We start from the raw sequence: 21,536 nt of genomic DNA on the forward strand, positions 1-21,536 counted from the left end.
GTGTTTCCCATGGGCCCGGGCTGCGGCCAAGCCGGAGTGTCTAAGGCAGTTCCACTAGACCCGCGCAAACGTGTGGCTAGGCAAGACAATGGCAAGATTACACTATGACTGAAGTCCCCTCCGGTTCGCAATTCTCGTCAGGCGGCGTCCAGGGTGCCGATCGCGGGCGTCGGGCCCGAAGCCGGTTACGCGTGCGCCTGCCCATTCGGGTGGTGACACGCACGCAGACCAAGGTGGGCATCCTTGCCGACCTGTCGCTGAGCGGCGCGAAGATCGCCACCGATGCATTGCTCAAGGTCGGGGGGGAAGTCCTGCTCGAATGGGGCAAGTTCGAGGCTTTCGGCGAAGTCGTGTGGACCCGCGGGCAATATTGCGGCGTGGCCTTCTTCGATCCGATTTCCGAGGGCATCCTGCTCGGCACACGCGCGCTGGACGATAATGCGCACCTGCCGCGCGATACCGACTTGCTGCGCCAGGCAGCGCGCAACTGGGTGCAGGGCGGCTCCAGCCTTTAATCATCAGGTTTCTTCAGACGTACAACAAAAAACCCCGCCGGATTGCGCCGGCGGGGTTTTTGTTTCGGGATCAGGCGTCCTTCTTGCGGTTCGCCTTCTTGCGCTCGTGCGGATCGAGGATCGCCTTGCGCAGACGGACCGACTGCGGGGTCACTTCGACCATTTCGTCGTCGTCGATGTAGGCGATCGCCTGTTCCAGCGTCATGACCTTGGGGGGCGTGAGGCGGATGGCGTCGTCCTTGCCGGTCGAACGGAAGTTCGTCAGCTGCTTCGACTTCATCGGGTTCACTTCGAGATCGTCGGGCTTGGCGTTCTCGCCGATGATCATGCCCTCGTAGATCTTTTCCTGCGGCTTCACGAACAGGATGCCGCGATCTTCGAGGCTGTTCAGCGCGTAGCCGACGGCTTCACCGGTGCCGTTCGAGATCAGCACGCCGTTGAGGCGGCCTTCGATCGGGCCCTTGTGGCTGTCGTACTTCTCGAACAGGCGGTTCATGATGCCGGTGCCGCGGGTGTCCGAGAGGAACTCGCCGTGGTAGCCGATCAGGCCGCGCGAGGGGGCCGAGAAGGTGATGCGGGTCTTGCCGGCGCCCGAAGGACGCATGTCGGTAAGCTCGGCCTTGCGGCGCTGCATCTTCTCGACGACGGTGCCCGAGAATTCGTCGTCCACGTCGATCACGACGGTTTCGTAAGGCTCGGTGCGGCCACCGTTCTCGTCGGTGCCGAACAGCACGCGCGGACGGCTGATGCCCAGTTCGAAGCCTTCGCGGCGCATCGTCTCGATCACGACGCCCAGCTGCAGTTCGCCGCGACCGGCAACTTCGAAGCTGTCCTTGTCGGCCGATTCGGTGACGCGGATGGCGACGTTGGTTTCCGCTTCGCGCATCAGGCGGTCGCGGATCATGCGGCTGGTCACCTTGTCGCCTTCACGGCCGGCGAGCGGCGAATCGTTGACCGCGAATCGCATCGCCAGGGTCGGCGGATCGATCGGCTGGGCCTTGATCGGCACGCTCACTTCGGGGGCGGCGATGGTGTTGGCGACGGTGGCCTTTTCGAGACCGGCCAGCGCGATGATGTCACCGGCGCGGGCTTCGTCGACCGGCACGCGGTCGAGGCCGCGGAAGGTCAGCACCTTGGAGGCGCGGCCCACTTCGATCACCTTGCCGTCGGCGTCGATGGCGCGGATCGGGTCGTTGACCTTGAGCGTGCCCGACTGGACGCGGCCGGTGAGGACGCGGCCCATGAAGTTGTCGCGGTCCAGCAGGGTGGCGAGGAACGAGAACGGCGCGTCGACGTCGAGGTTCGGCGCGGGGACGTGCTCGACGATCTTTTCGAACAGGGGGGTCAGCGTGCCTTCGCGCGCGTCCGGATCGTAGCTGGCGTAGCCGTTGCGGCCCGAGGCGTAGAGGGTCGGGAAGTCGAGCTGCTCGTCGTTGGCGTCGAGGCTGACGAAGAGGTCGAACACTTCGTCCAGCACTTCGGCGTGGCGGCCGTCGGGACGGTCGATCTTGTTGACGACGACGATCGGCTTGAGGCCGAGGCCGAGCGCCTTGCCGGTGACGAACTTGGTCTGCGGCATCGCGCCTTCCGACGAGTCGACCAGCAGGATCACGCCGTCGACCATCGAGAGGATGCGTTCCACTTCGGCGCCGAAGTCGGCGTGGCCGGGCGTGTCGACGATGTTGATGCGGTAGCCGTTCCACTCGATCGAGGTCGGCTTCGCAAGGATGGTGATCCCGCGTTCCTTTTCGAGGTCGTTCGAGTCCATGGCGCGTTCTTCGACGCGCTGGTTGTCACGGAAGGTGCCGGACTGGCGGAAAAGCTGGTCGACGAGGGTGGTCTTGCCGTGGTCGACGTGCGCAATGATTGCGATATTGCGCAAGGGAAGCGGGGCGGACATGCGTTGCCTATCGGTTCGAGGAGTTGGCCAGCAGCGCCTGCTGCGCCGCAAAATTGGCGCGCCCTTAACCGAAATGGTCTGTTTCGGCAAGCGGGGCGCGACGCGCCGACATGTGACATTCCCGTCACGCTGGCCGGAAAGTCTCCGAATCCGACTTTCGAGTGATTGTAAGCCTTGGGCAAACCGATAGAGTGGCGGCAACGAAAGAATAAGGCGGATCGGAACAGTGACAAGTTCCGGGCGTCGGTTGAGAGGAAGGCTGGGGTTCCCGCCAGAAGATCGGTCCGAAGATGTCGGACAGGTTCTGGCGGATCTTCTTCAGGCTTGCAAACATCAGGAGGAACCAGCCGTGTCCCACGACACGGCGGCGCGTTACCGGCATAAGTCCGGAACGTGAAAGCGGTTCGTGCGCTGCGGGGAGGAGACGCGCGGATTGCAGACTGACAAGGGGCGCGCAGCAATGTGCGCCCCATTTTGCTTGCCGCCACGATCCTGATGGGCAAGTATATCTTCCTGAATTTCAAGGGGGAATACATGCTTCAGAATATGATCCTGCCGTTCCGGCGCTTTGCCGATTTCAAGGGCAGGTCGGCGCGCGGCGAGTATTGGGCGTTCGCGCTTCTCAACTTTCTCGTGATGATGGTGCTGGGCGCGGTGTTCCTGGCCTTCGCATTCTCGTTTAATCTCTTCCAGGACATCGAGAACGGCGCCGGCCCTTCGGCCTTGTTCACCGCCAGCATGATCGTGCCGATGTCGATTCTGGGCATCTACTGGCTGGCGATCATCGTTCCGTCGCTGGCGGTGACGGTGCGTCGTTTCCATGACCGGGACATGAGCGGCTGGTGGTATCTGGGGTTCTTTCTCGCAGGCTTAATCCCGATGGTCGGCTGGATCGCCAGCATCGCCTCGCTGGTCATCATGTGCCTGCCAGGCACGCCCGGTCCCAACCGTTTCGGTGACGATCCCCTCGATCCCACCGGCGCCGACGTCTTTGCCTGAGGGCGCAAGCGAGGCGAAATAAAGGGAAGGCCCCGGGGTGGACTGATCCTCTCGGGGCCTTTTTTGTGGCCTATAGTTCCCTCAGCGCTCTTGCCGGTTTGGCCCGCAGCAGCGGCAGCGAACCGGCGAGGGCGAATGTCAGCACGAGGACAAGCCCGGCGCCCAGTACCGCCAGGATACGGGGCCAGTCGGGCAGCCAGTCGAATTCGAACAGCTTGACGATCACTGCCCAGGCCATAGCGCTGCCCAGAACCAGCGCGACCGTGGCCAGTACCAGCGACAGCAGACCATATTCGACCAGCTGGATCGTCAGCAGCTGGCCCCGGCTGGCGCCGAGCACGCGCAGGATCACGTTGTCGTACGTGCGGCTGGCCCGCGCGGCGGCGATGGCACCCAGCAGTACCGCCAGGCCTGCCAGCACCGCCACCGAGGCGGCGGCTAGGATCGCCACGCTCATCTGGTCGAGCAGGTCGCGCGCCTGGCCCAGCACGGTGCCGGTCTCGATCACCGAACTCGACGGGAACATACGGGCGAGGCGCGGCAGCAACCGGGCGCCGTCGTGGCCCGGCGGCGCCTGGATGGTCGCGGCCAGCTTGTGCGGGGCATCGGCCAGCGTGTTGGGGGAGAACACCAGTACGAAGTTCAGCCCCATCGTGTCCCAGTCGATCCGGCGCAGCGCCGCCACTTTCGCGGTGCGTTCCACGCCGAGCAGGCTGACGGTCACATAGTCACCCACCTTGAGGCCAACCGACTGGGCGAATTTCTCGTCCAGCGAGACCAGCGGCTCGCCGCGCCAGATCGGCGGCCACCATTGGCCGGAGGTTACGGTGCTGCCTTCGGGAAGGTAGGCCGAATAGGTCAGGCCGCGTTCGCCCTTAAGCGCCCAGGCCTCGTCCGGGATGTCCTTCATGTCGGCGACGCGCGTCATGTGGTCCTTGGGGCCGAAGGCGAGGATGCGGCCGCGCAAGTTGGGGACAATGTGGGCCGTGGCGCCCGGAATCTCGCGCTCGACCAGATCGTGGAAGGCCTGGGCGCCGTCCTGCGGGATATCGAGCACGAAGTAGTCGGGCGCGCGGTCGGGCACGCTCTTGCGGATATTGGCGTCGAGGCTGGTCTGCACGCCCGCGATCAGCACGAACGCTGAAAGCCCGAAACCCAGCGCCGTCACCAGCGCGCCGGTCTGCGCGCCGGGGCGATGGAGATTGGCGAGCCCCGCACGCAGCAGTGGGTCGCGCGGACGCGGCAGGCGCGCGGCCAGATGCCGGATGCCGCTGCCGAGCAGGGCCAGCAGGCCGAGCATGACCGAAGCGCCGCCCAGGAAGCCCGCCGTCACCAGCGGCTGTGCGGCATTGAGCATGGCCAGCGCGGCGATCGCGGCAAGGCCGAGTCCCACCGGCAGCGCCCATGCCATTCTTCGCGCCGCCAGCGGCGAGACGCGGGCGCGCATCAGCGCCATCGCCGGAAAACTGCGCGCGCGGGCCAGCGGCGGGGCGGCGAAGACCAACGCGACCAGCAGGCCATAGGCTGCCGCAGTCAGCAGGGCGAAGGGGGAGAATGTGAAACCCGCCTCCACCGGCAGCAAGGTGCCCAGCGCATGGGCGAGCAGCGGCGTCACCGCCACCCCCACGACGAGGCCGGCCAGGCTTCCCGCCAGCGCCGCCGCGCCGACCTGGAGGAGGTAGACACGGGCGATGTCACGGCTAGTCGCGCCCAGCACCTTGAGGGTGGCGATGCTGCTGCGCCGCGCTTCGAGGTAGGAGGACACGCCGCCGCCGATGCCGATCCCGGCAATCGCCAGCGCGGCAAGCCCCACCAGCGAGAGGAACTGGCCCATCCGGCTGACAAAGCGCTGCGTGGAAGGCGAGGCGGCCTTGCGGGTACGGGTTTCGAAAGCGGCATCGCCGAACTGATGCTTGAGTGTATCCACGACCGCGTCGGGATCGCGCGCGGGATCGGCGAACTTCACACGCACCGCGCTGCGATACATCGCGCCGGTGGCAGTCAACCCGGCGCGGTCGGGCAGGGACAGCGCCGTGATCGCGGTGTCGCCGAAGGAAAAGCCCTCGGAGAGCGTTTCGGGATCGCTGGCGATGATCCCGCCGACCTTCTGGGGCACTTCGGCCACCGTCACGGTGTCACCCGGCTTCACTTCGAGCCGCGCCGCGGTGCCCTCGGCCAGCCAGATCGTCCCCTCTGGCGGAGCGCCGACCTTGCGGCCGTCCTGCAGCGTCAGGCGGCCATAGAGCGGCCAGCCGGCATCCACCGATTTCAGCGCCACGGGCGCGGTAAGGTCTCCCTTGCGGACGATGGCCTGCAGGCGGTAGCCCCGCGAAACCGTGCCGTAGGAGGCAAGCGCCTTCATCTCCGCGTCGGACAGCGTGCGCTGCCATGTCCGCAGCTCAACGTCACCGCCCAGCACCTGCCGCCCGCGCGCGACCAGTTCGTGCTCGATCGATCCGGTGAGGCTGCCGATCGCCGCCAGCGCGCTGACGCCGAGGAACAGGCAGACCAGCAGCAGTCGCAGGCCCTTGAACCGTGCCGACAGGTCACGCCGGGCCAGCGTCCACGCGGTCCGCCAGGAGATCGTGCGTTCAGTCAGCAAGCGTGTCGCTCGCGATCCGGCCATCGGCCAGCGTCACCACGCGCTCGCAGCGGTGCGCGAGGCTTTTGTCGTGGGTGATGATCAGCAGGGTTGCCCCGGCTTCGGCGCGGCGGGCGAAGAGCAGGTCGACGATGGTATGGCCGGTCGCCGCATCGAGGTTGCCGGTCGGCTCGTCCGCGAAAACCAGCGAGGGGCGCGGCGCAAGCGCGCGGGCAATCGCCACGCGCTGCTGCTCGCCGCCCGAAAGCTGCGCCGGGTAATGGTGGAGGCGGTGGCCAAGCCCGACGGCGGCGAGTTCCGCCTCCGCCCGCTCACGCGCGCCGTCGATCCCGGCGAGTTCCAGCGGCGTCATCACGTTTTCCAGCGCGGTCATCGTCGGCAGCAAGTGGAAGGCCTGAAGCACCACGCCGATCCGGCCGCGCCGCGAACGGGCAAGAGCATCCTCGTCCATCGCCGAAAAGTCCTGTCCCGCGACATGCAGCGCGCCGGAGGAGGCTCGCTCAAGCCCGGACAGCACCGACATCAGCGAGGACTTGCCCGAACCCGACGGCCCCAGCAGTGCCAGCGTCTGCCCCTGCGGCACCGCAAGGTCGATGCCTTTCAGGATTTCCACCGCACTGTCGCCGCTTCCTAACGTAAGCCGCAAGTCTTGCGCATGGACGGAGAGGGTGGCGGAGGGGGGCTGGGCAGGATCGGTCACGTACCCCATATGGGTGTGCAGCTTGCCGTTCCACAAGTCATTTCACCGGAGAAACCCTTGCGCGCCAAAGCGATCGTCCTTCTCGGGGCTGTGTCCATCCTGCCTCTCGCCCTGAGTGCCTGTGACAAGGGGAGGGCGCCTGCCTCCGAGCAGAGCACCAGCGCGCTTGACGCACCGCCATCGATTCCGGTGATGGGGCCGGAGCGGCCGATCCTGGCCTTCGGGGATTCGCTGCTGGCGGGCTATGGGCTGGAGGATGGCGAAAGCTACCCCGCGCGGCTGGAAAATGCCCTGCGGGCACGCGGGATCAACGCGCGGATCACCAACGCCGGTGTCTCGGGAGATACCACGGCGGCCGGGCTGGAGCGGCTGGACTTCACGCTCAAGAGCCAGCCGGTGAAGCCTGAACTGGCGATCATCAGCCTTGGCGGCAACGACATGCTGCGCTCGCTGCCGCCGGAACAGACGCGCCGGAACCTTGAGGCGATCCTGAAGCGGCTCAAGGACGAGGGCATCCGCGCCGTGCTGCTGGGGATGATGGCCGCGCCCAATCTGGGCAAGGACTATGCCGCGCAGTTCAATCCGATCTACCCGCAGCTTGCCCAGAAATACGGCGCCGTGCTGGTGCCGTTCTTTCTCCAGCCGGTGATCGACAAGCCGGACCTGCTGCAGAAGGACCACGTCCATCCCACCGCCATCGGGGTGGAGGAAATCGTCACGGCAACCGTCGACGACGTCGCGGATGCATTGCCTAAGAAGTCAGGGCCGAAGAAAACCGGTACAGGCCGTTAATCCAATCGTCGCACCGCACCGCCGCGGACTTCCCATATCGCCGCTTCGTCCGCGATGGCCTCGAACGGGGCCAGTTCGGTGCCGGTCAGCCAGACTTGCGCCGATCCGGCGCGGAGGCGATCGAACAGCGCTTCGCGGCGCAGCGGGTCGAGGTGGGCGGCCACTTCGTCGAGCAGCAGCAGGCGCGGGCGTTGCTGCGTGCCGCCCTCCAGCAATTGCGAGTGCGCCAGCGTGATCGCGATCAGCATGGCTTTCTGCTCGCCGGTCGAGCATTCGGCGGCGGCCTGACCCTTGCCCGCCCCCTTGCCCGCCATCGTTACGAGCACTTCGTCGCGATGCGGGCCGGTTAGCGTACGCTGGGCGGCGCGTTCGCGGGGGCGGCCATCGCGCAAGGCGCGGGCGAGAGCTTCGGCCTCGATCGGTCCACCCGCCTGATAGGCCAGCGAGGGGCGTGCGAAAGGGGAGTCCGGCAGCGCGGCCAGTGTCCTTTCCAGCCGCTCCACCAGTTCGGCGCGGGCAGCGGCGACCATGGCGCCGGCTTCGGAAAGCTGGCTCTCGATCGCGTCCAGCCAGCGCGGATCGGGGGCATATTCGCCCGAGAGCAGGCGGTTGCGTTCGCGCAGGGCGTTTTCGAGGCGGGTGGCGTGGCTGGCGTGGTCGGGGCGCATGGCCATGACCATCCGGTCAAGGAAGCGCCGCCGTGCCCCGGCGCCCTCGACAAAAAGGCGGTCCATCGCCGGGGTCAGCCAGCCGATCGAGAGCCATTCGGCCAGCCGCACTGCAGGAGCCTCGGCGCCGTTGACCTGCACCAGGCGCCGTCCGGGCCGCTCCGCCGTAACGCCGGTGCCGAGGCGAACGGGTTCGTTGCCGGGCACCATCAGCGACGCGCTGACCGCGAAGCCGCCGTCGAACTGCTGGCCCGGCACGTCGGCCAGCGCGGCGCGCCGCAGGCCCCGTCCCGGCGACAGCAGCGAGATCGCCTCCAGCACATTCGTCTTGCCCGCGCCGTTTTCGCCCACCAGCAGGTTGAACTGCGCCGTGCCGTCCACCGCGGTTTCGCGGTGGTTGCGGAAGCGGGACAGGAGGATGCGGTCGAGCATGGCTGCGGCGGACCTACCGGGGCCGACCGGTCATGCCAAGCCGTGTGGCCGGCTTATTCGCTGGTTGTAGCCGCGGCCTTGCGCGCCTTGGCGAAGGGGGAGAAGTCGACATTGCTGTCGTAGACGTCGACGCCCTCGCGCTTCTTGAGCCAGCCGACCACGACGTAAGTCACCGGGGTCAGTACCACTTCCCAGCCGGTCTTGATCGCCCACTGGGTGATCGCAAGGAAAGCGATGGAATGCGGCGTGAAGCCCGCGACGCCGAGGAAGGCGAGGGGGTAGAACAGCGCGCTGTCCACGCCTTCGCCCAGCACGGTGGAGCCGATGGTGCGTGTCCACAAGTGCTTGCCCTGGGTCATGATCTTCATGCGGGCAAGGACAAAGGAATTGACAAACTCACCCGCCCAGAACGCGCAGACCGAGGCGAAGACGATGCGCGGCGTCTGGCCGAAGATCGAGTAATAGGCGGCCTGGTTCGGTGCCGTCACCTGCTTGCCCTCGACGGTGTAGGTGGCCGAAGCAAGCGCCCATTCGGCATTGGCGGGGATGTTCACCACCACCACGCTCATCAGCACCATGAACAGCAGCGCGAAGAAGCCCGCCCAGATGCAGCGGCGGGCATTGGCATAGCCGTAGACTTCGGTCAGCACGTCGCCGATGATGTAGGACACCGGGAAGAACAGCACGCCCGCGCCGAACGTGATCGGCCCGAACACGGGGAAGGTGACTTCCGCCTGCTTGGCGGCGCCGATCAGGTTGGAGAGCAGCAGGATCACCACGAAGGCGACCATCACGTAGTCGAAATAGCGGAAATGGCGCCGGGCGCCGGCCATGCCGTCGATACGGGAGAGGTGTTCTTCGCTCATCGCTGCCATGCGTAACCCGCCGGCAACGTTCGGCAAAGCACAAGTTGATGGGGATCGATCGGATGTGCGGTTTGCGTGAGCGCAGAACCGCGCTATGGGGAGCCCCGCAGACTTAGCGCGCGCCCGTAGCTCAGCTGGATAGAGCACGAGCCTTCTAAGCTTGGGGTCGCAGGTTCGAACCCTGCCGGGCGCGCCAACTTCTCCTCCATCATCACCGCTAACGGCCTGTGCGAACGCGGTTGCCGCACGGCTGCCGGCTTGCGGGCGGTGGGAAGGCGAGGAGGCCAGCGTTGCAATGGGCGTCGATCCGTATACGATATATACAACTACGGAGTGGCGGCGCGCGGTTCGGGATGCGCCGTCCGATCAGGCGGGGAACGTGCCTCCAATGCGCAAATTCATGCAGGGCTGTGCTGTCGGCAGTCTCATTATCGCTCTGACGGCCCCGGCCCATGGGCAAACCACGCCTGAAACCGGCCCAGCGGAATGGGAGCAGCCCGAAGTCATCCGTCAGGGCGCGGAGCCCATGCACACGACGTTCGACGGCTTTGAAACCCGCGCCGGGGCGCTTTCGCGCGATGTTTCGAAGTCGCGCTACCATCTCTCGCTCGATGGCGACTGGAAGTTCCACCTCTCGCCCAGTCCGGAGGCGCGCCCGGTCGATTTCTACAAGCCCGGCTTCGATGTAAGCGGGTGGGGGACGATGAAAGTCCCCGGCATTCTCCAGGCCGAAGGGCACGGCCGCCCGGTCTTTGTCGGCAGCGGTTACCCGTTTCCGCGCAACCAGCCGTGGATCGCGCATGACCTCAACGAAGTCGGCTCTTACCGCCGCGAGTTCACCGTCCCGGCAAACTGGTCGGGCCGCAAGCTGCTGCTGACGGTCGGCGCGGCGGGCGCGGCCTATTACATCTGGGTTAACGGGCAGCGTGTCGGCTATTCGGAGGATTCCAAGCTTCCCGCCGAGTTCGACGTGACGCGCCATGTCCATGCGGGCACGAATACCGTCGCCATCGAACTCTACCGCTTTGCCGATGGCAGCTATCTGGAAGATCAGGATTTCTGGCGCGTCAACGGTATCGAGCGCAGCGTCACGCTCTACGCGGCGCCTGCCACCCATATCCGCGACCTCACCGTCGATGCGGGGCTGGAGAACGACTACCGCGACGGCAAGCTGGACCTCAAGGTCGACCTTGCCGGCCAGCCTGCGGCCATGCGTGTACGGGCAACCGTGCTGGACGGCCAGCGCGAGGTCCTGAAGCGCGAAGGCTCTGCGAACGGCGGCACGGTATCGCTGGCGGGTACGCTTGCCGCCGTGCGCTCGTGGTCGGCAGAAGACCCGCAGCTCTATACGCTGCTGGTCGAACTGCTGGACGCGAACGGCAAGCTGGTGGAGGCGACCAGCCGCCGCATCGGCTTCCGCACCGTCGAGATCGCCGGCGGCGAAGTGCGCGTGAACGGAAAGCGGGTGATGATCCGCGGCGTCAACCGCCACGAGCACGATCCCCATACCTTCCACGTCGTTTCCGAAGCGACGATGCGCCGCGACGTCGAGTTGATGAAGGCGGCCAACGTCAATGCCGTGCGCACATCGCACTATCCCAACGATCCGCGCTTCTATGACCTTGCCGACGAATACGGCCTCTATGTCATGGACGAGGCCAATATCGAGAGCCACGGCTATCTCAGCCTCTCGCAGGAACATGGCAACGATCCCAAGTACTTGCTGGCCACCGATCCCACGTGGCAGGCCGCGCACCTCGACCGGGTGGAGCGCATGGTCCAGCGCGATCGCAATCACCCCTCGATCATCTTCTGGTCGCTCGGCAACGAAAGCGGTGTCGGCCCCAATTTCGAGGCGGCGGGCAAGTGGGTGCGGGCCAACGATCCCACGCGGCTGATCAACTTCCTCGGCTGGAGCATGAGCAACTGGCGCCACCCGACCAACAGCTACGTCGATATCTTCGCGCCGATGTACGACGACGTGCCCAAGATGATCGATTACGCCAAGGATCCGGCCTTCACCCAGCCGCTGATCCTGTGCGAATACGCGCATTCGATGGGTAACAGCCTGGGCGATCTTCAGGGCTATTGGGACACCATGCGCGCCTATCCCAAGCTGCAGGGCGGCTTCATCTGGGACTGGGTGGACCAGACCATGGAGCTGAAGGACAAAGAGGGCCGCTCCTACTGGGGGCAGGGGCTCGACTACGATCCCGATCCCAGGGCGCCGGGCGTCCACGGCGACGACAGCCCGGTGGGCGACGGGGTGATCCAGTCCGACCGCACGCCCGATCCCGAATACTACGAACTGGCCAAGGTCCAGGCGCCGATCGCCTTTACGCACGACGCCAGCGGCTACCGCGTGGTCAACCGCCACGACCATATCGACCTCTCGCGCTTCACGCTCGACTGGACGGTGATGGAGGACGGCAGAGAAGCCTCTAGAGGTACCCTGACGACCCCTAACGTGCCTTCAGGCGCCTCGGCGCCGCTGACGGTGCCGATCCCGGCGGCGAAGAACCCCTCGGCCGAACGCATCCTGGTCCTGCGTGCCCGCGCCAGGGCCGGAGCGGTGCCGACACAGCCTGCCGGCCATGTCGTCGGCTGGGAGCAGTTCGCACTTTCCGCCCCCGCCGTGGTGCCGGTCGCGGCCGGTACCGTCGCGCCCGCCGAGACCGCCTCGACCCTTCGCCTTGCCGCGGGCGATGCGGTGCTGGAGATCGACAAGGCCACCGGCCTCGTCACCCGCTACGAACGCGGCGGCACCTTGCTGCTGACCGGCGGCGCGCCCAACTTCTGGCGCGCGCCCACCGATAACGATGTGGGCTCCGGCGTGCCCAGGAGCCATGCCATGTGGCAGTACTTCTCCGAGCACCGCCGTGTCGAGCGCATCGAGCGGGACGGCAATGCCATCGTTGTCCACCACGACATGGGCGTCGGCTCGGTGAAGACCGAGACGCGCTGGACGATGGCCGCCGACGGATCGGTGGGCGTCACCGTCCATTTCGAACCCTTGCGCGATACCTTGCCCGATCCGCTGCGCGTCGGCCTCGCGTTCGAGACACCCGCCATGCTCGACCAGGTTCGCTGGTTCGGGCGCGGGCCGCAGGAGACCTATGCCGATCGCAAGACCGGCGGGCTGATCGCGCAGTGGCAGGGCACCGTGGCCGAGCAGTTCCACGACTACGCACGCCCGCAGGAATCCGGCAACAAGACCGATGTGCGCTGGATCGAACTGACCGGCGCCAGGACGGGCGCGAAAGCTGGCCTGCGCGTTACCGGCGCGCAGCCGCTTTCGGTCAATGCGCTGGCGTTCCCTTATGCCGATCTGGCGATGAAGCCGCCCTCGCAGGCGCATAGCTCGGACATTCGCCCGCACGGCAACGGCACGCTGCTGATCGATGCGGCGCAGGCGGGCGTGGGCGGCGATACCGGCTGGAACCTCGATGGCCGGGCCCACATGCCCTACCGCATCGCGCTCAGGCCGCTGACTTATGCCTTCACCATCGGCGCGGCGCGGTGAGACCAAGTCCGGCCGGGCATCGTCCCGGCCGGACTTGGTACCTTCAGAACGTGACGGTGAAGGCGCCGACCACGCGGGCTTTTGACAGCCTGCCGAGCTTGTCGAGGTCGGTGTCGTAATAACGCAGGTCGACCGAGGCGCCGGGCAGGACCTGATAGCTCAGGCCCGCATTCCAGGTCGTGTAGTCGCTCAGGTGGTCGATCTGCTGGCGCGCGGCGGCTGCCGAGATCGAGAGCTTGTCCATCACCGGCGCGGAGGCGCCCAGTTCGACATAGGTGGCGTTCTCGCCGGTCCCGAAATAGTCCCAGGTGTGATACCCCGCGAGGCTGACCGAGGCCGGGCCGACCTTGCCCGACAGCGCCGCCTTCACCTCGAAGGTGTCGATGTCGACCGGCGCATCGACATAGCCGTAGCGCACGAAGCCGACATCGAGCGCCACCCCGCCGCCCAGCCTGGCGACATAGCCGCCCCACATGTCCCATTCCTGCTTGATGCCGGCAAAGCGCACGTTCTCGGTCTCGGCGCCGAGATAGAAGCCCTTGTAGCCGAGGTTGACGACGGCAAACACCGCCGGGTCGTTGTCCGACTGGCTGACGCCGCGCCAGACGTAGTCGGTCGTGCCCTTGAGCGTGACGCTGACCGAGAGATCGGATGCCGGCTTGGTCGTGGCGCTTTGGGGCGTGGCGCTTTGGGGAGCGGGGGTTTGCGCGGCACCGTCGGTGCCGGCTGCGGCATCCTGCGCCGAGGCGCCCGGAGCGCAGGCAAGACTGGAGAGGGCCGCGGCAAGGCACGCCGCGGCAATCTGGCGGTTCGTCATGTTCGGATAGTCCTTCCCTGTGGCGTGAAGCTCTTAGAGTCTCTTTGAAAAATGCCCGAAAGGGCATTTTGAGGGCGGCACCAGCCCGCTCCCGTCCCGAAGTTCACGAAAAGGTCCGGGGGACCTTTTCGCTGAGGGGGCCGACCACCCACAGAATACTGCCGATGGGTGGTCGGGTGGGGGAGTGGGCTGGTGCCGCGAAATTCGCTTTTCGCGAATTTCCAAACGGGCTCTTACGGCCGCACGCCTTGTCGTGTCGAAAATGCGCGGTTACGGAAAATGCCCGACGCGGGCGCTTGGGAGAGAGCGCATGGCGCGCCCGCGCCGGGCTGGTGCGACCCCGCAGGGTAACGCGGTATTCAAGGCCGCTGCCCGCTTTCGGGGCAGCGGCAAGGCGATCAGAAGAAGCCGAGCTTCTTGGGATTGTAGGACACCAGCAGGTTCTTGGTCTGCTGGTAGTGGTCGAGCATCATCTTGTGCGTCTCGCGGCCGATGCCGGACTGCTTGTAGCCGCCGAAGGCCGCATGGGCGGGATAGGCGTGGTAGCAGTTGGTCCACACGCGCCCGGCCTGGATGGCGCGGCCGAAGCGGTAGGAGGTGTTGATGTCGCGGCTCCACACGCCGGCGCCGAGGCCGAACATCGTGTCGTTGGCGATCTCCAGCGCCTCTTCCTGCGTCCTGAAGGTGGTGGTGGAGACGACCGGGCCGAAGATCTCCTCCTGGAAGATCCGCATCTTGTTGTGGCCCTTGAACACGGTGGGCTGCACGTAGAAGCCGCCAGACAGGTCGCCGCCGAGCTGGGCGGCACCGCCGCCGATCAGCACCTCGGCGCCTTCCTCGCGGCCGATGTCGAGGTAGCGCAGGATCTTCTGCTGCTGTTCCTGCGAGGCCTGGGCGCCGATCATGGTCTCCATGTCGAGCGGGCTGCCCTGCTTGATCGCCGCCACACGCTTCAGCGCCTTTTCCATGAACCGGTCGTAGATCGATTCCTGGATCAGCGCGCGGCTGGGGCAGGTGCAGACTTCGCCCTGGTTGAGCGCGAACATCACGAAGCCCTCGATCGCCTTGTCGAAGAAGTCGTCATCCTGCGCGCAGACGTCCTCGAAGAAGATGTTCGGGCTCTTGCCGCCCAGTTCCAGCGTCACCGGGATCAGGTTCTCGCTGGCGTACTGCATGATCAGGCGGCCGGTCGAGGTCTCGCCGGTGAAGGCGATCTTGGCGATGCGCTTGGAGCTGGCGAGCGGCTTGCCCGCCTCGATGCCGAAACCGTTGACGATGTTGAGCACGCCCGGCGGCAGGATGTCGGCCACCAGTTCGGCCAGCACCAGGATCGAGGCCGGGGTCTGCTCGGCGGGCTTGAGCACCACGCAGTTGCCGGCGGCAAGGGCGGGGGCCAGCTTCCACGCGGCCATCAGGATCGGGAAGTTCCAGGGGATGATCTGGCCGACGACCCCCAGCGGCTCGTGGATGTGATAGGCCATGGTGTCATGGTCGATCTCGCCGATCGAGCCTTCCTGCGAGCGGATGCAGCCCGCGAAGTAGCGGAAGTGGTCGATCGCGAGGGGAATGTCGGCGAGCGTGGTCTCGCGGATCGGCTTGCCGTTGTCCCAGGTCTCGGCGGCGGCCAGCTTGGCCAGGTTCTGTTCCAGGCGATCGGCGACGCGCAGCAGGATCAGCGAGCGGTCGGCGGGCGAAGTGCGCCCCCAGGCGTCCTTGGCGGCATGGGCGGCGTCGAGCGCCAGTTCGATGTCGTCGGCATCCGAGCGCGCGACGCGGCAGACCGGCAGGCCGGTGATCGGGCTGACATTGTCGAAATAGCGGCCGGCGACGGGGGCGACCCACTTGCCGCCGATGAAGTTGTCGTAGCTGGCGGCGAAGGGTGACACCAGCACCGAGGGCCGTTCGGAGACGTTCGTGTCGGACATGGTCTTGATCCTCTCTATGTGGTCCGGGCGGGTTACCCGTCCTTGGCTTGAAGAGTGTCAGTTTCCGGGGCGTCCAGACAGGGGGGCGTCGCAAGCCGCCGGGCCGGGTGTATCGCGGGTGAGACGGTCGCGCGGCTTGCCGTTACAATCGCGAAACACGCTGCCGGAACCGGCGCCGGGGCCCGGAAATCCGCCATTTCGCGGCGGCCGGGCATGGCTGTCGTACCAGCAGGATGGGCGGCCTGTGCTGCCGGGGGCGGGAGATTGATCGGGGGATTGGCCCGGGATTGGGAGGGTGATTGACCGGGAGAGGCATCGCCGTCGCTGCCCGCCGCTGCGCCGGTTATTGCCCCGGCGCGATGCCCACGCGCTCCATGCGGCGGTACATGGTGGCGCGGCCGATCCCGAGGTCGCGGGCGGCGCGGGTGACGTTGCCGCCCGAACGCGCCAGCGCCTGGCGCAGGATCGCGCGCTCGCTGTCGTCGAAACTGCTGGACGAATCGCCCATCACGTCGGCCAGCGGGCGCGGGCGGTCGAACGGGTTGGTGCCGAGCCGCAGGCTGAGGCGCGCGGCGCGGGTGGCGCCGATCACCAGGTCGTCGCGGTCGACCGCCAGCAGCGAGATCCCGCGTCCGCGCGGCACGCTGCCCTGGCGGTCGGGGCTGTAGACGATGCGGGCGTCGGCATAGCGCATGCAGAAGTAGTCGCGCTCGATCTGGCGGGCCGCGTCCTGTACCAGCGCGGCGATCATCGTCGCCATTGCCTCGCCGTGGTCGGCCCGCGCGCTCGAGACGTCGAGCGCGGCGACCAGCCGTCCCTCGGGATCGAAGACCGGGGCGTCCATGCAGCTGACGCCGATGTTGCGGCTGGCGAAATGCTCGCCGCGCAGGATCGTCACCGGGCGCTGCTCGACAAGGCAGGTGCCGATGCCGTTGGTGCCCTCGGCCGCCTCGCCCCACTGGCCGCCGGGGGCCAGGCCGATCGAATCGAACAGGGCCACGTCGCTGGCGCCGGTGCGCGCCTCGATCACCACGCCGTCGATGTTGGAGAGGATGACGCAGCATCCCGTGCGGCCGACGCTGCCGAACAGCTGGTCGAGCGCGGGGGTGGCCGCGGCGATCAGTTCACCGCTGTTTTCGCGCAGGGCGGTGAGCGAGGTGCCGCCGATTCGCTCGCCCTTGCGCGAGGCGGCGGGGTCGAGACCGTGATGCAGCGCGGAGCGGCACCAGGATGCGGCCACGGCGGACACCGCCGCGGCATTGCCCTGCTGCACGGTGTGCATGACCTGATCGCTGTGATTCAGCTTGTCGCTGGCCATTCTCAGTCGTCCTTCTCCGCCGTCATGACCCGCCGCTTCACAGAGCCGCAAGGTATCGATTCAGGCGCGGTGATCCTGCTATCGATTGCAGTCCGGACGCAATTCCGGGCGAGTCCGGATAGAGGCGGGAATGTCCCATTCATGAGACGTTCGTTCCAGTAAAAAGTGGGCGACGGGATGGCCTTTTGCGCCGGGCCGCGCGGCAGAATATGCCGTTTCGAAGTGCATTCGTTTGCGATCAATTTGACGCTGGGCGCACATAATCTTGAGTGGGCAAAATTGACCTCACACCGCGTTGACACGCGAAAAATTTCAAATACGGTCGAGCAACAGAAACGAAATAATATTACAAAATAATATTTCCAGGGGTCGATGTCCGAAGGAAACACGCAGGACCAACTTTATGAGGGGGCTGGTCAATGTTCTTCGGGAATTCGCGTGCCTATATCGGCGTTGATTACGCATTGATGAAATCGTTTTTGGTGCTTTTCAAATAGACATAGAAAAATTTCAGGGAACGTGGTCGCATCTTAGTGTGTCCATGAGGCGGAGCCTTGCTCCGGGCGACCTGCTGCGGCCGTGATGCCGACAGGAGGAGCGTCATCCTGCATGACCAGGACCTCGCCATGAGGTGATCGCCGTCTCGGCGTGCCCGATGGGATGTCGCCATGGCGCGATCGTCCGGGCCGCCTGCGGGGATACCGTTTCCCGATCGAACAGATTTCGCGGCGTTTTCGCCCGAGCACGTACTGGCCGCCCGCAGGGGCCGGGCCCGGCGCTGCTTGCGTGCACGCCCTTTCCGGACAGCCCAGGTGCTGTTGGCCGGCTGCCGGGTGCGTTTCGGCGGCTGCGGGAAAGTGCGCCCGTCATCGGGGAGGAGGCGACCGCGAGACACAGGGAGAGGCCGTAACCGTGGACATGAACCAGGCAAGGGGGCCTAGATGAAGTACAGGGTATCCGTATCGGCATCGGCGCTGGCAGCGGCGCTTATCATGGGGTCCGCCCCGGCACTGGCGGACGAGCCGGTCGAGGGAGAGGCGAGCGAAGCGGCAGACACCGCCACCGGCGCGATCATCGTCACCGGCACACGCACGATCGGCATGAAGGCTACCGAAAGCCCGGCGCCGATCCAGATCATGACCAGCGAGGCGCTGGGGCGGACCGGCCAGCCGGACCTGGTCCAGAGCCTCGCGCAGAACCTTCCCTCGATCCAGGCGCAGGCCTTCGGCAGCGATCTCCAGGCGCACAACCTGCAGATGAAGCTGCGCGGCCTGTCGCCCAACCACACCCTGATCCTGATCAACGGCAAGCGCCGCCACGGCACGGCCAACGTCTCGATCGCCGGCGGTCCCTACGGGGGCAGCGCGGCGCCGGACATGAGCTTCATCCCGACCGATGCGATCGGCCATATCGAAGTGCTCCAGGACGGTGCTGCCGCGCAGTACGGCACCGACGCCATCGCCGGCGTCATCAACATCATCCTCAAGGATTCCGACCACGGCGGCATGCTCAGCGGCACGGCCGGCCAGTACATGGACCAGGGCGGCGATACCTACAGCGTCTCGGGCAATGTCGGCTTCGCGCCGATCGAGAATTCGCACGTCAATGTGACCGTGCAGAAAAAGAAGAAGGGCTTCAGCTTCCGCGGCGACGTCGACCCGCGCGTCTACGGCAGCAATTCGGTGGCGACCGGCAACCTCACCAAGTATCCCGACCTCGTCAACGCGTCCAACTACCCCTACGTCAACCGCATCGCCGGCGATCCCGAGATCGAACAGACCACCGCGATGTACGATGCAGGCTGGGAATCGGGCGATTTCGAGGTCTACAGCTTCGGCAGCTACGGCCACAAATACGCCCGCGCCTACGAGAACTACCGCACCCCCGGCATCGTCGTCTCGGCCGCCGGCGTGCCGCTGTTCCCGACCGGCTTCGCCCCGCTCGAAGCGGTGCGCGAGACGGACTATTCGTTCACCGGCGGCGTCAAGGGCATGTTCGGGGACCTCGGTTTCGACCTCGCCTCGACTTATGGCGACGATGTGGTCAAGGTCTATGTCGAGAATTCGGCCAACGCCACGCTCTACAGGGACACCGGCTTCACCCCGACCGAGTTCCACAACGGCGACTTCAAGGCCTCGCAGTGGAGCAACACGCTCGACCTGACCTACCCGCTCGACATCGGTCTGGCCGAGCCGGTGAACATCGCCGGCGGCCTCGAATGGCGGCGCGAGACTTACGGCATCGTCGCGGGCGATCCGGCTTCCTACTACGGTTCGGGCGCGCAGTCGTTCTTCGGCTATGGTCCCAACAATGCGGGCAATTACCACCGCACCAACTTCTCCCAATACCTCGACATTTCCCTGAAGCCCACGCCCGAGTGGCTGGTCGACGGGGCCGTGCGTCACGAGCACTACAGCGACTTCGGCGATACCACCGTGTTCAAGCTGACCTCGCGCTACGACATTTCCGACATGTTCGCGGTGCGCGGCACGGTTTCGACCGGCTTCCGTGCGCCGACCCTGGCGGAAGGTTTCTATTCGGGCATCAACGTGGCGCCGAACGGCGTGGCGGGCGTGCTTCCGGCCAACTCGGCGGCGGCCGCCTCGCTCGGCTTCGGCGGTCTCAAGCCTGAAAAGTCGACCAACTTCAGCGCCGGCGTGGTCTTCACGCCCAGCTCGCGGGTCAGCGTCACCATCGATGCCTACTGGATCGAGATCCGCGACCGCATCATGATTTCCAGCTCGTTCTACGGCTTCAACGGCCAGTATTGCCCCCAGGGCTACTCGGGCTCGAATGCCAGCAGCTGCGTGCCCTACACGGCCGACAACTACAATCTCTACAACCAGCAGGCGGTCTACGACGCGGTTTCCACGGCGCTTGGCGGCGAGATCCCGAGCTACGTGCTGACCGACGTCAACGGCAACCGCAACACCAGCGGCACCGTGGCCGTGCAGACCTTCGTCAACGGCGCCGACATGCGCACCCGCGGCGTGGACTTCATGGCCTCCTACGACATGCCGACCGGCATCGGCATGGTGAACTGGACCCTCTCGGCCAACTACAACGAGAACAAGGTCAAGAAGATCGCCAGCCTGCCCGATGCGCTCTACACCAGCACCGTCAATCCCGCGCGCTCGGCGCTGATCAGCAGCTACAGCGTCGCCACGCTGGAGCACAGCACCCCCAAGGTCCGCGCGACGCTGGGGGCGTACTGGGAATCGAGCCTGTTCTCGGTGAACCTGCGCGAAAGCTACTATTCGAAGGTCTATGCGCTGGAAACCGCGCCGGGCGGCAGCCCGATCGCGGGGCAGGACCTGAAGGTGCCGGTCAAGTCGGCGTTCATCACCGACCTCGAACTGGGCCTGAAGGCGACCGAGAGCATCAAGCTCTCGATCGGCGCGAACAACCTGTTCAACAAGTATCCGACCAAGCGCTCCTACGAAAATATCCGTGCCGCGCAATTGGCTTCCGGGTCAAGTTCTTATGCGTCCAACGTATATCCCACCATTTCGCCCTACGGTATCAATGGTGGATACTACTATGGCCGCGTCACCGTGAAATTCTGATCGATACCATCTGAAGGGTGCTGCGTCCGCCCCCGGATGCAGCACCCATCTATTTCGAGTTTTCAGGGAGTTGCGCTTGTGATGCTATCTGAAATGGGCTGGCTGATCCCCGCGGTCGGACTGCTGGTGGCCGGCCTTGTCGCCGGGTTCGCCGGCGGCGTGTTCGGGATCGGCGGCGGCTTCATTGTAGTCCCCGCACTTTTGCTGATGCTGCCGCTGCTGGGCGGCGACCATGCACAATACGCGCATGTCGCCATCGGCACTTCGGCGGCGACCATCATCGTCACCTCGATCCGCTCGGTCATGAGCCATGCCAAGCGCGGATCGGTCGATTTCGAGATCCTCAAGTCCTGGGCGCCCTGGGTGATCCTGGGCGACGGTGTCGGCGTGCTGCTGGCCAGCCATGTCGACGGCAAGGTGCTCACCATGGTCTTCGCCTCGGGCGTGCTGCTGATGAGCCTCAATTTCCTGGTCCCGCGCGTGGGCGACAAGGTGATCACCGACCAGATGCCCTCCGGCATGCTGCGGGTCGGCATTGCCGGCGGCCTCGGCACGTTTTCCTCGCTGCTGGGCATCGGCGGCGGCACCATCGCGATCATGGTGATGACGCTGTGCGGCCGCTCGATCCACAAGGCGGTGGGCACGGCGTCCGGCGTGGGTACGCTGATCGCCATTCCCAGCGCCATCGGCTTTGCCATCATCGGCCTGCACGACAAGGGCCTGCCCTGGGGCTCGCTCGGCTTCGTCAACGTGCCGGCGACGCTCGCCATCGCCTCGATGTCGGTCCTGACCGCGCCGCTCGGCGTGGCCGCCGCGCACTGGCTGGAGCCGCGCATGCTGAAGCGGATCTTCGGCGTCTACCTGATCGTGATCTCCATGGTCATGTTCCACAATGCTCTGAAAATCTGACGGA

The 21,536-nt window shown here is 66.0% G+C and carries 14 protein-coding genes and 1 tRNA gene; 7 read left to right on the top strand and 8 right to left on the bottom strand.

Annotated features, from left to right (window positions below):
* Window positions 1-104: 104 nt before the first annotated feature.
* The gene (locus DM450_RS01830) at window positions 105-515 is read left to right on the top strand and encodes a PilZ domain-containing protein (RefSeq protein ID WP_142632338.1); all 411 of its coding nucleotides are present in this window, start codon (window positions 105-107) and stop codon (window positions 513-515) included.
* Between the two features lie 70 nt (window positions 516-585).
* Here DM450_RS01830 and typA read toward each other — a convergent pair whose 3' ends face one another.
* On the bottom strand, window positions 586-2,415 hold the full coding sequence (gene typA, locus DM450_RS01835; RefSeq protein ID WP_142632339.1) for a translational GTPase TypA: 1,830 nt from the start codon (window positions 2,413-2,415) through the stop codon (window positions 586-588).
* Between the two features lie 462 nt (window positions 2,416-2,877).
* Here typA and DM450_RS01840 point away from each other — a divergent pair, with 462 nt between their 5' ends.
* Complete coding sequence (locus DM450_RS01840) at window positions 2,878-3,414, top strand: DUF805 domain-containing protein (RefSeq protein WP_312846158.1); 537 nt, start codon at window positions 2,878-2,880, stop codon at window positions 3,412-3,414.
* Between the two features lie 70 nt (window positions 3,415-3,484).
* Here the strand turns inward: DM450_RS01840 and DM450_RS01845 are convergent, their stop codons facing one another.
* Together DM450_RS01845 and DM450_RS01850 are read right to left on the bottom strand one after the other, a co-directional pair.
* Window positions 3,485-6,013, bottom strand: a complete 2,529-nt coding sequence (locus DM450_RS01845) for an ABC transporter permease (protein WP_260610369.1) — start codon at window positions 6,011-6,013, stop codon at window positions 3,485-3,487.
* Window positions 6,006-6,725 (bottom strand): ABC transporter ATP-binding protein, encoded by a 720-nt coding sequence (locus tag DM450_RS01850; RefSeq protein WP_142632341.1) that lies wholly within the window; start codon window positions 6,723-6,725, stop codon window positions 6,006-6,008. The genes DM450_RS01845 and DM450_RS01850 overlap by 8 nt, the downstream gene beginning before the upstream one ends.
* A 48-nt stretch (window positions 6,726-6,773) precedes the next feature.
* Between DM450_RS01850 and DM450_RS01855 the strand changes: the two genes are divergently transcribed.
* On the top strand, window positions 6,774-7,508 hold the full coding sequence (locus DM450_RS01855) for an arylesterase (RefSeq protein ID WP_260610071.1): 735 nt from the start codon (window positions 6,774-6,776) through the stop codon (window positions 7,506-7,508).
* Here DM450_RS01855 and recF read toward each other — a convergent pair.
* Together recF and DM450_RS01865 are read right to left on the bottom strand one after the other, a co-directional pair.
* Window positions 7,505-8,608 (bottom strand): DNA replication/repair protein RecF, encoded by a 1,104-nt coding sequence (gene recF / locus DM450_RS01860; protein ID WP_142632343.1) that lies wholly within the window; start codon window positions 8,606-8,608, stop codon window positions 7,505-7,507. The two genes, DM450_RS01855 and recF, sit on opposite strands and share 4 nt — an antisense overlap.
* A gap of 53 nt (window positions 8,609-8,661) precedes the next feature.
* Window positions 8,662-9,474, bottom strand: coding sequence for a queuosine precursor transporter (locus tag DM450_RS01865; protein ID WP_185928681.1), 813 nt, complete (start codon window positions 9,472-9,474; stop codon window positions 8,662-8,664).
* Window positions 9,475-9,593: 119 nt separating this feature from the next.
* On the opposite strand from DM450_RS01865, the gene DM450_RS01870 reads away from it, so the two are divergent.
* Window positions 9,594-9,670: transfer RNA gene (locus tag DM450_RS01870), tRNA-Arg, on the top strand.
* A gap of 330 nt (window positions 9,671-10,000) precedes the next feature.
* The gene (locus DM450_RS01875; RefSeq protein WP_260610073.1) at window positions 10,001-12,997 is read left to right on the top strand and encodes a glycoside hydrolase family 2 TIM barrel-domain containing protein; all 2,997 of its coding nucleotides are present in this window, start codon (window positions 10,001-10,003) and stop codon (window positions 12,995-12,997) included.
* 43 nt (window positions 12,998-13,040) lie between these two features.
* Here DM450_RS01875 and DM450_RS01880 read toward each other — a convergent pair whose 3' ends face one another.
* The 3 genes from DM450_RS01880 to DM450_RS01890 form a co-directional block, all read right to left on the bottom strand.
* Window positions 13,041-13,814, bottom strand: a complete 774-nt coding sequence (locus DM450_RS01880; RefSeq protein ID WP_142632345.1) for a TorF family putative porin — start codon at window positions 13,812-13,814, stop codon at window positions 13,041-13,043.
* 398 nt (window positions 13,815-14,212) lie between these two features.
* Window positions 14,213-15,739: an aldehyde dehydrogenase gene (adh, locus tag DM450_RS01885; protein WP_142632346.1), complete on the bottom strand. Its 1,527-nt coding sequence runs from the start codon at window positions 15,737-15,739 to the stop codon at window positions 14,213-14,215.
* A gap of 343 nt (window positions 15,740-16,082) precedes the next feature.
* Entirely contained in the window at window positions 16,083-17,057 is a 975-nt protein-coding gene (locus DM450_RS01890) for a helix-turn-helix domain-containing protein (protein WP_142632347.1), read from the bottom strand.
* Window positions 17,058-17,998: 941 nt separating this feature from the next.
* Here DM450_RS01890 and DM450_RS01895 point away from each other — a divergent pair.
* A complete protein-coding gene (locus tag DM450_RS01895) occupies window positions 17,999-20,623 on the top strand; it encodes a TonB-dependent receptor plug domain-containing protein (RefSeq protein ID WP_142632348.1) in 2,625 nt (874 codons plus the stop codon).
* Between the two features lie 81 nt (window positions 20,624-20,704).
* Complete coding sequence (locus tag DM450_RS01900) at window positions 20,705-21,532, top strand: sulfite exporter TauE/SafE family protein (RefSeq protein ID WP_142637391.1); 828 nt, start codon at window positions 20,705-20,707, stop codon at window positions 21,530-21,532.
* The last annotated feature ends 4 nt before the right edge of the window (window positions 21,533-21,536 follow it).

Source organism: Sphingomonas sp. IC081, from assembly GCF_006874585.1.
Classification (GTDB): Bacteria; Pseudomonadota; Alphaproteobacteria; order Sphingomonadales; family Sphingomonadaceae; genus Novosphingobium.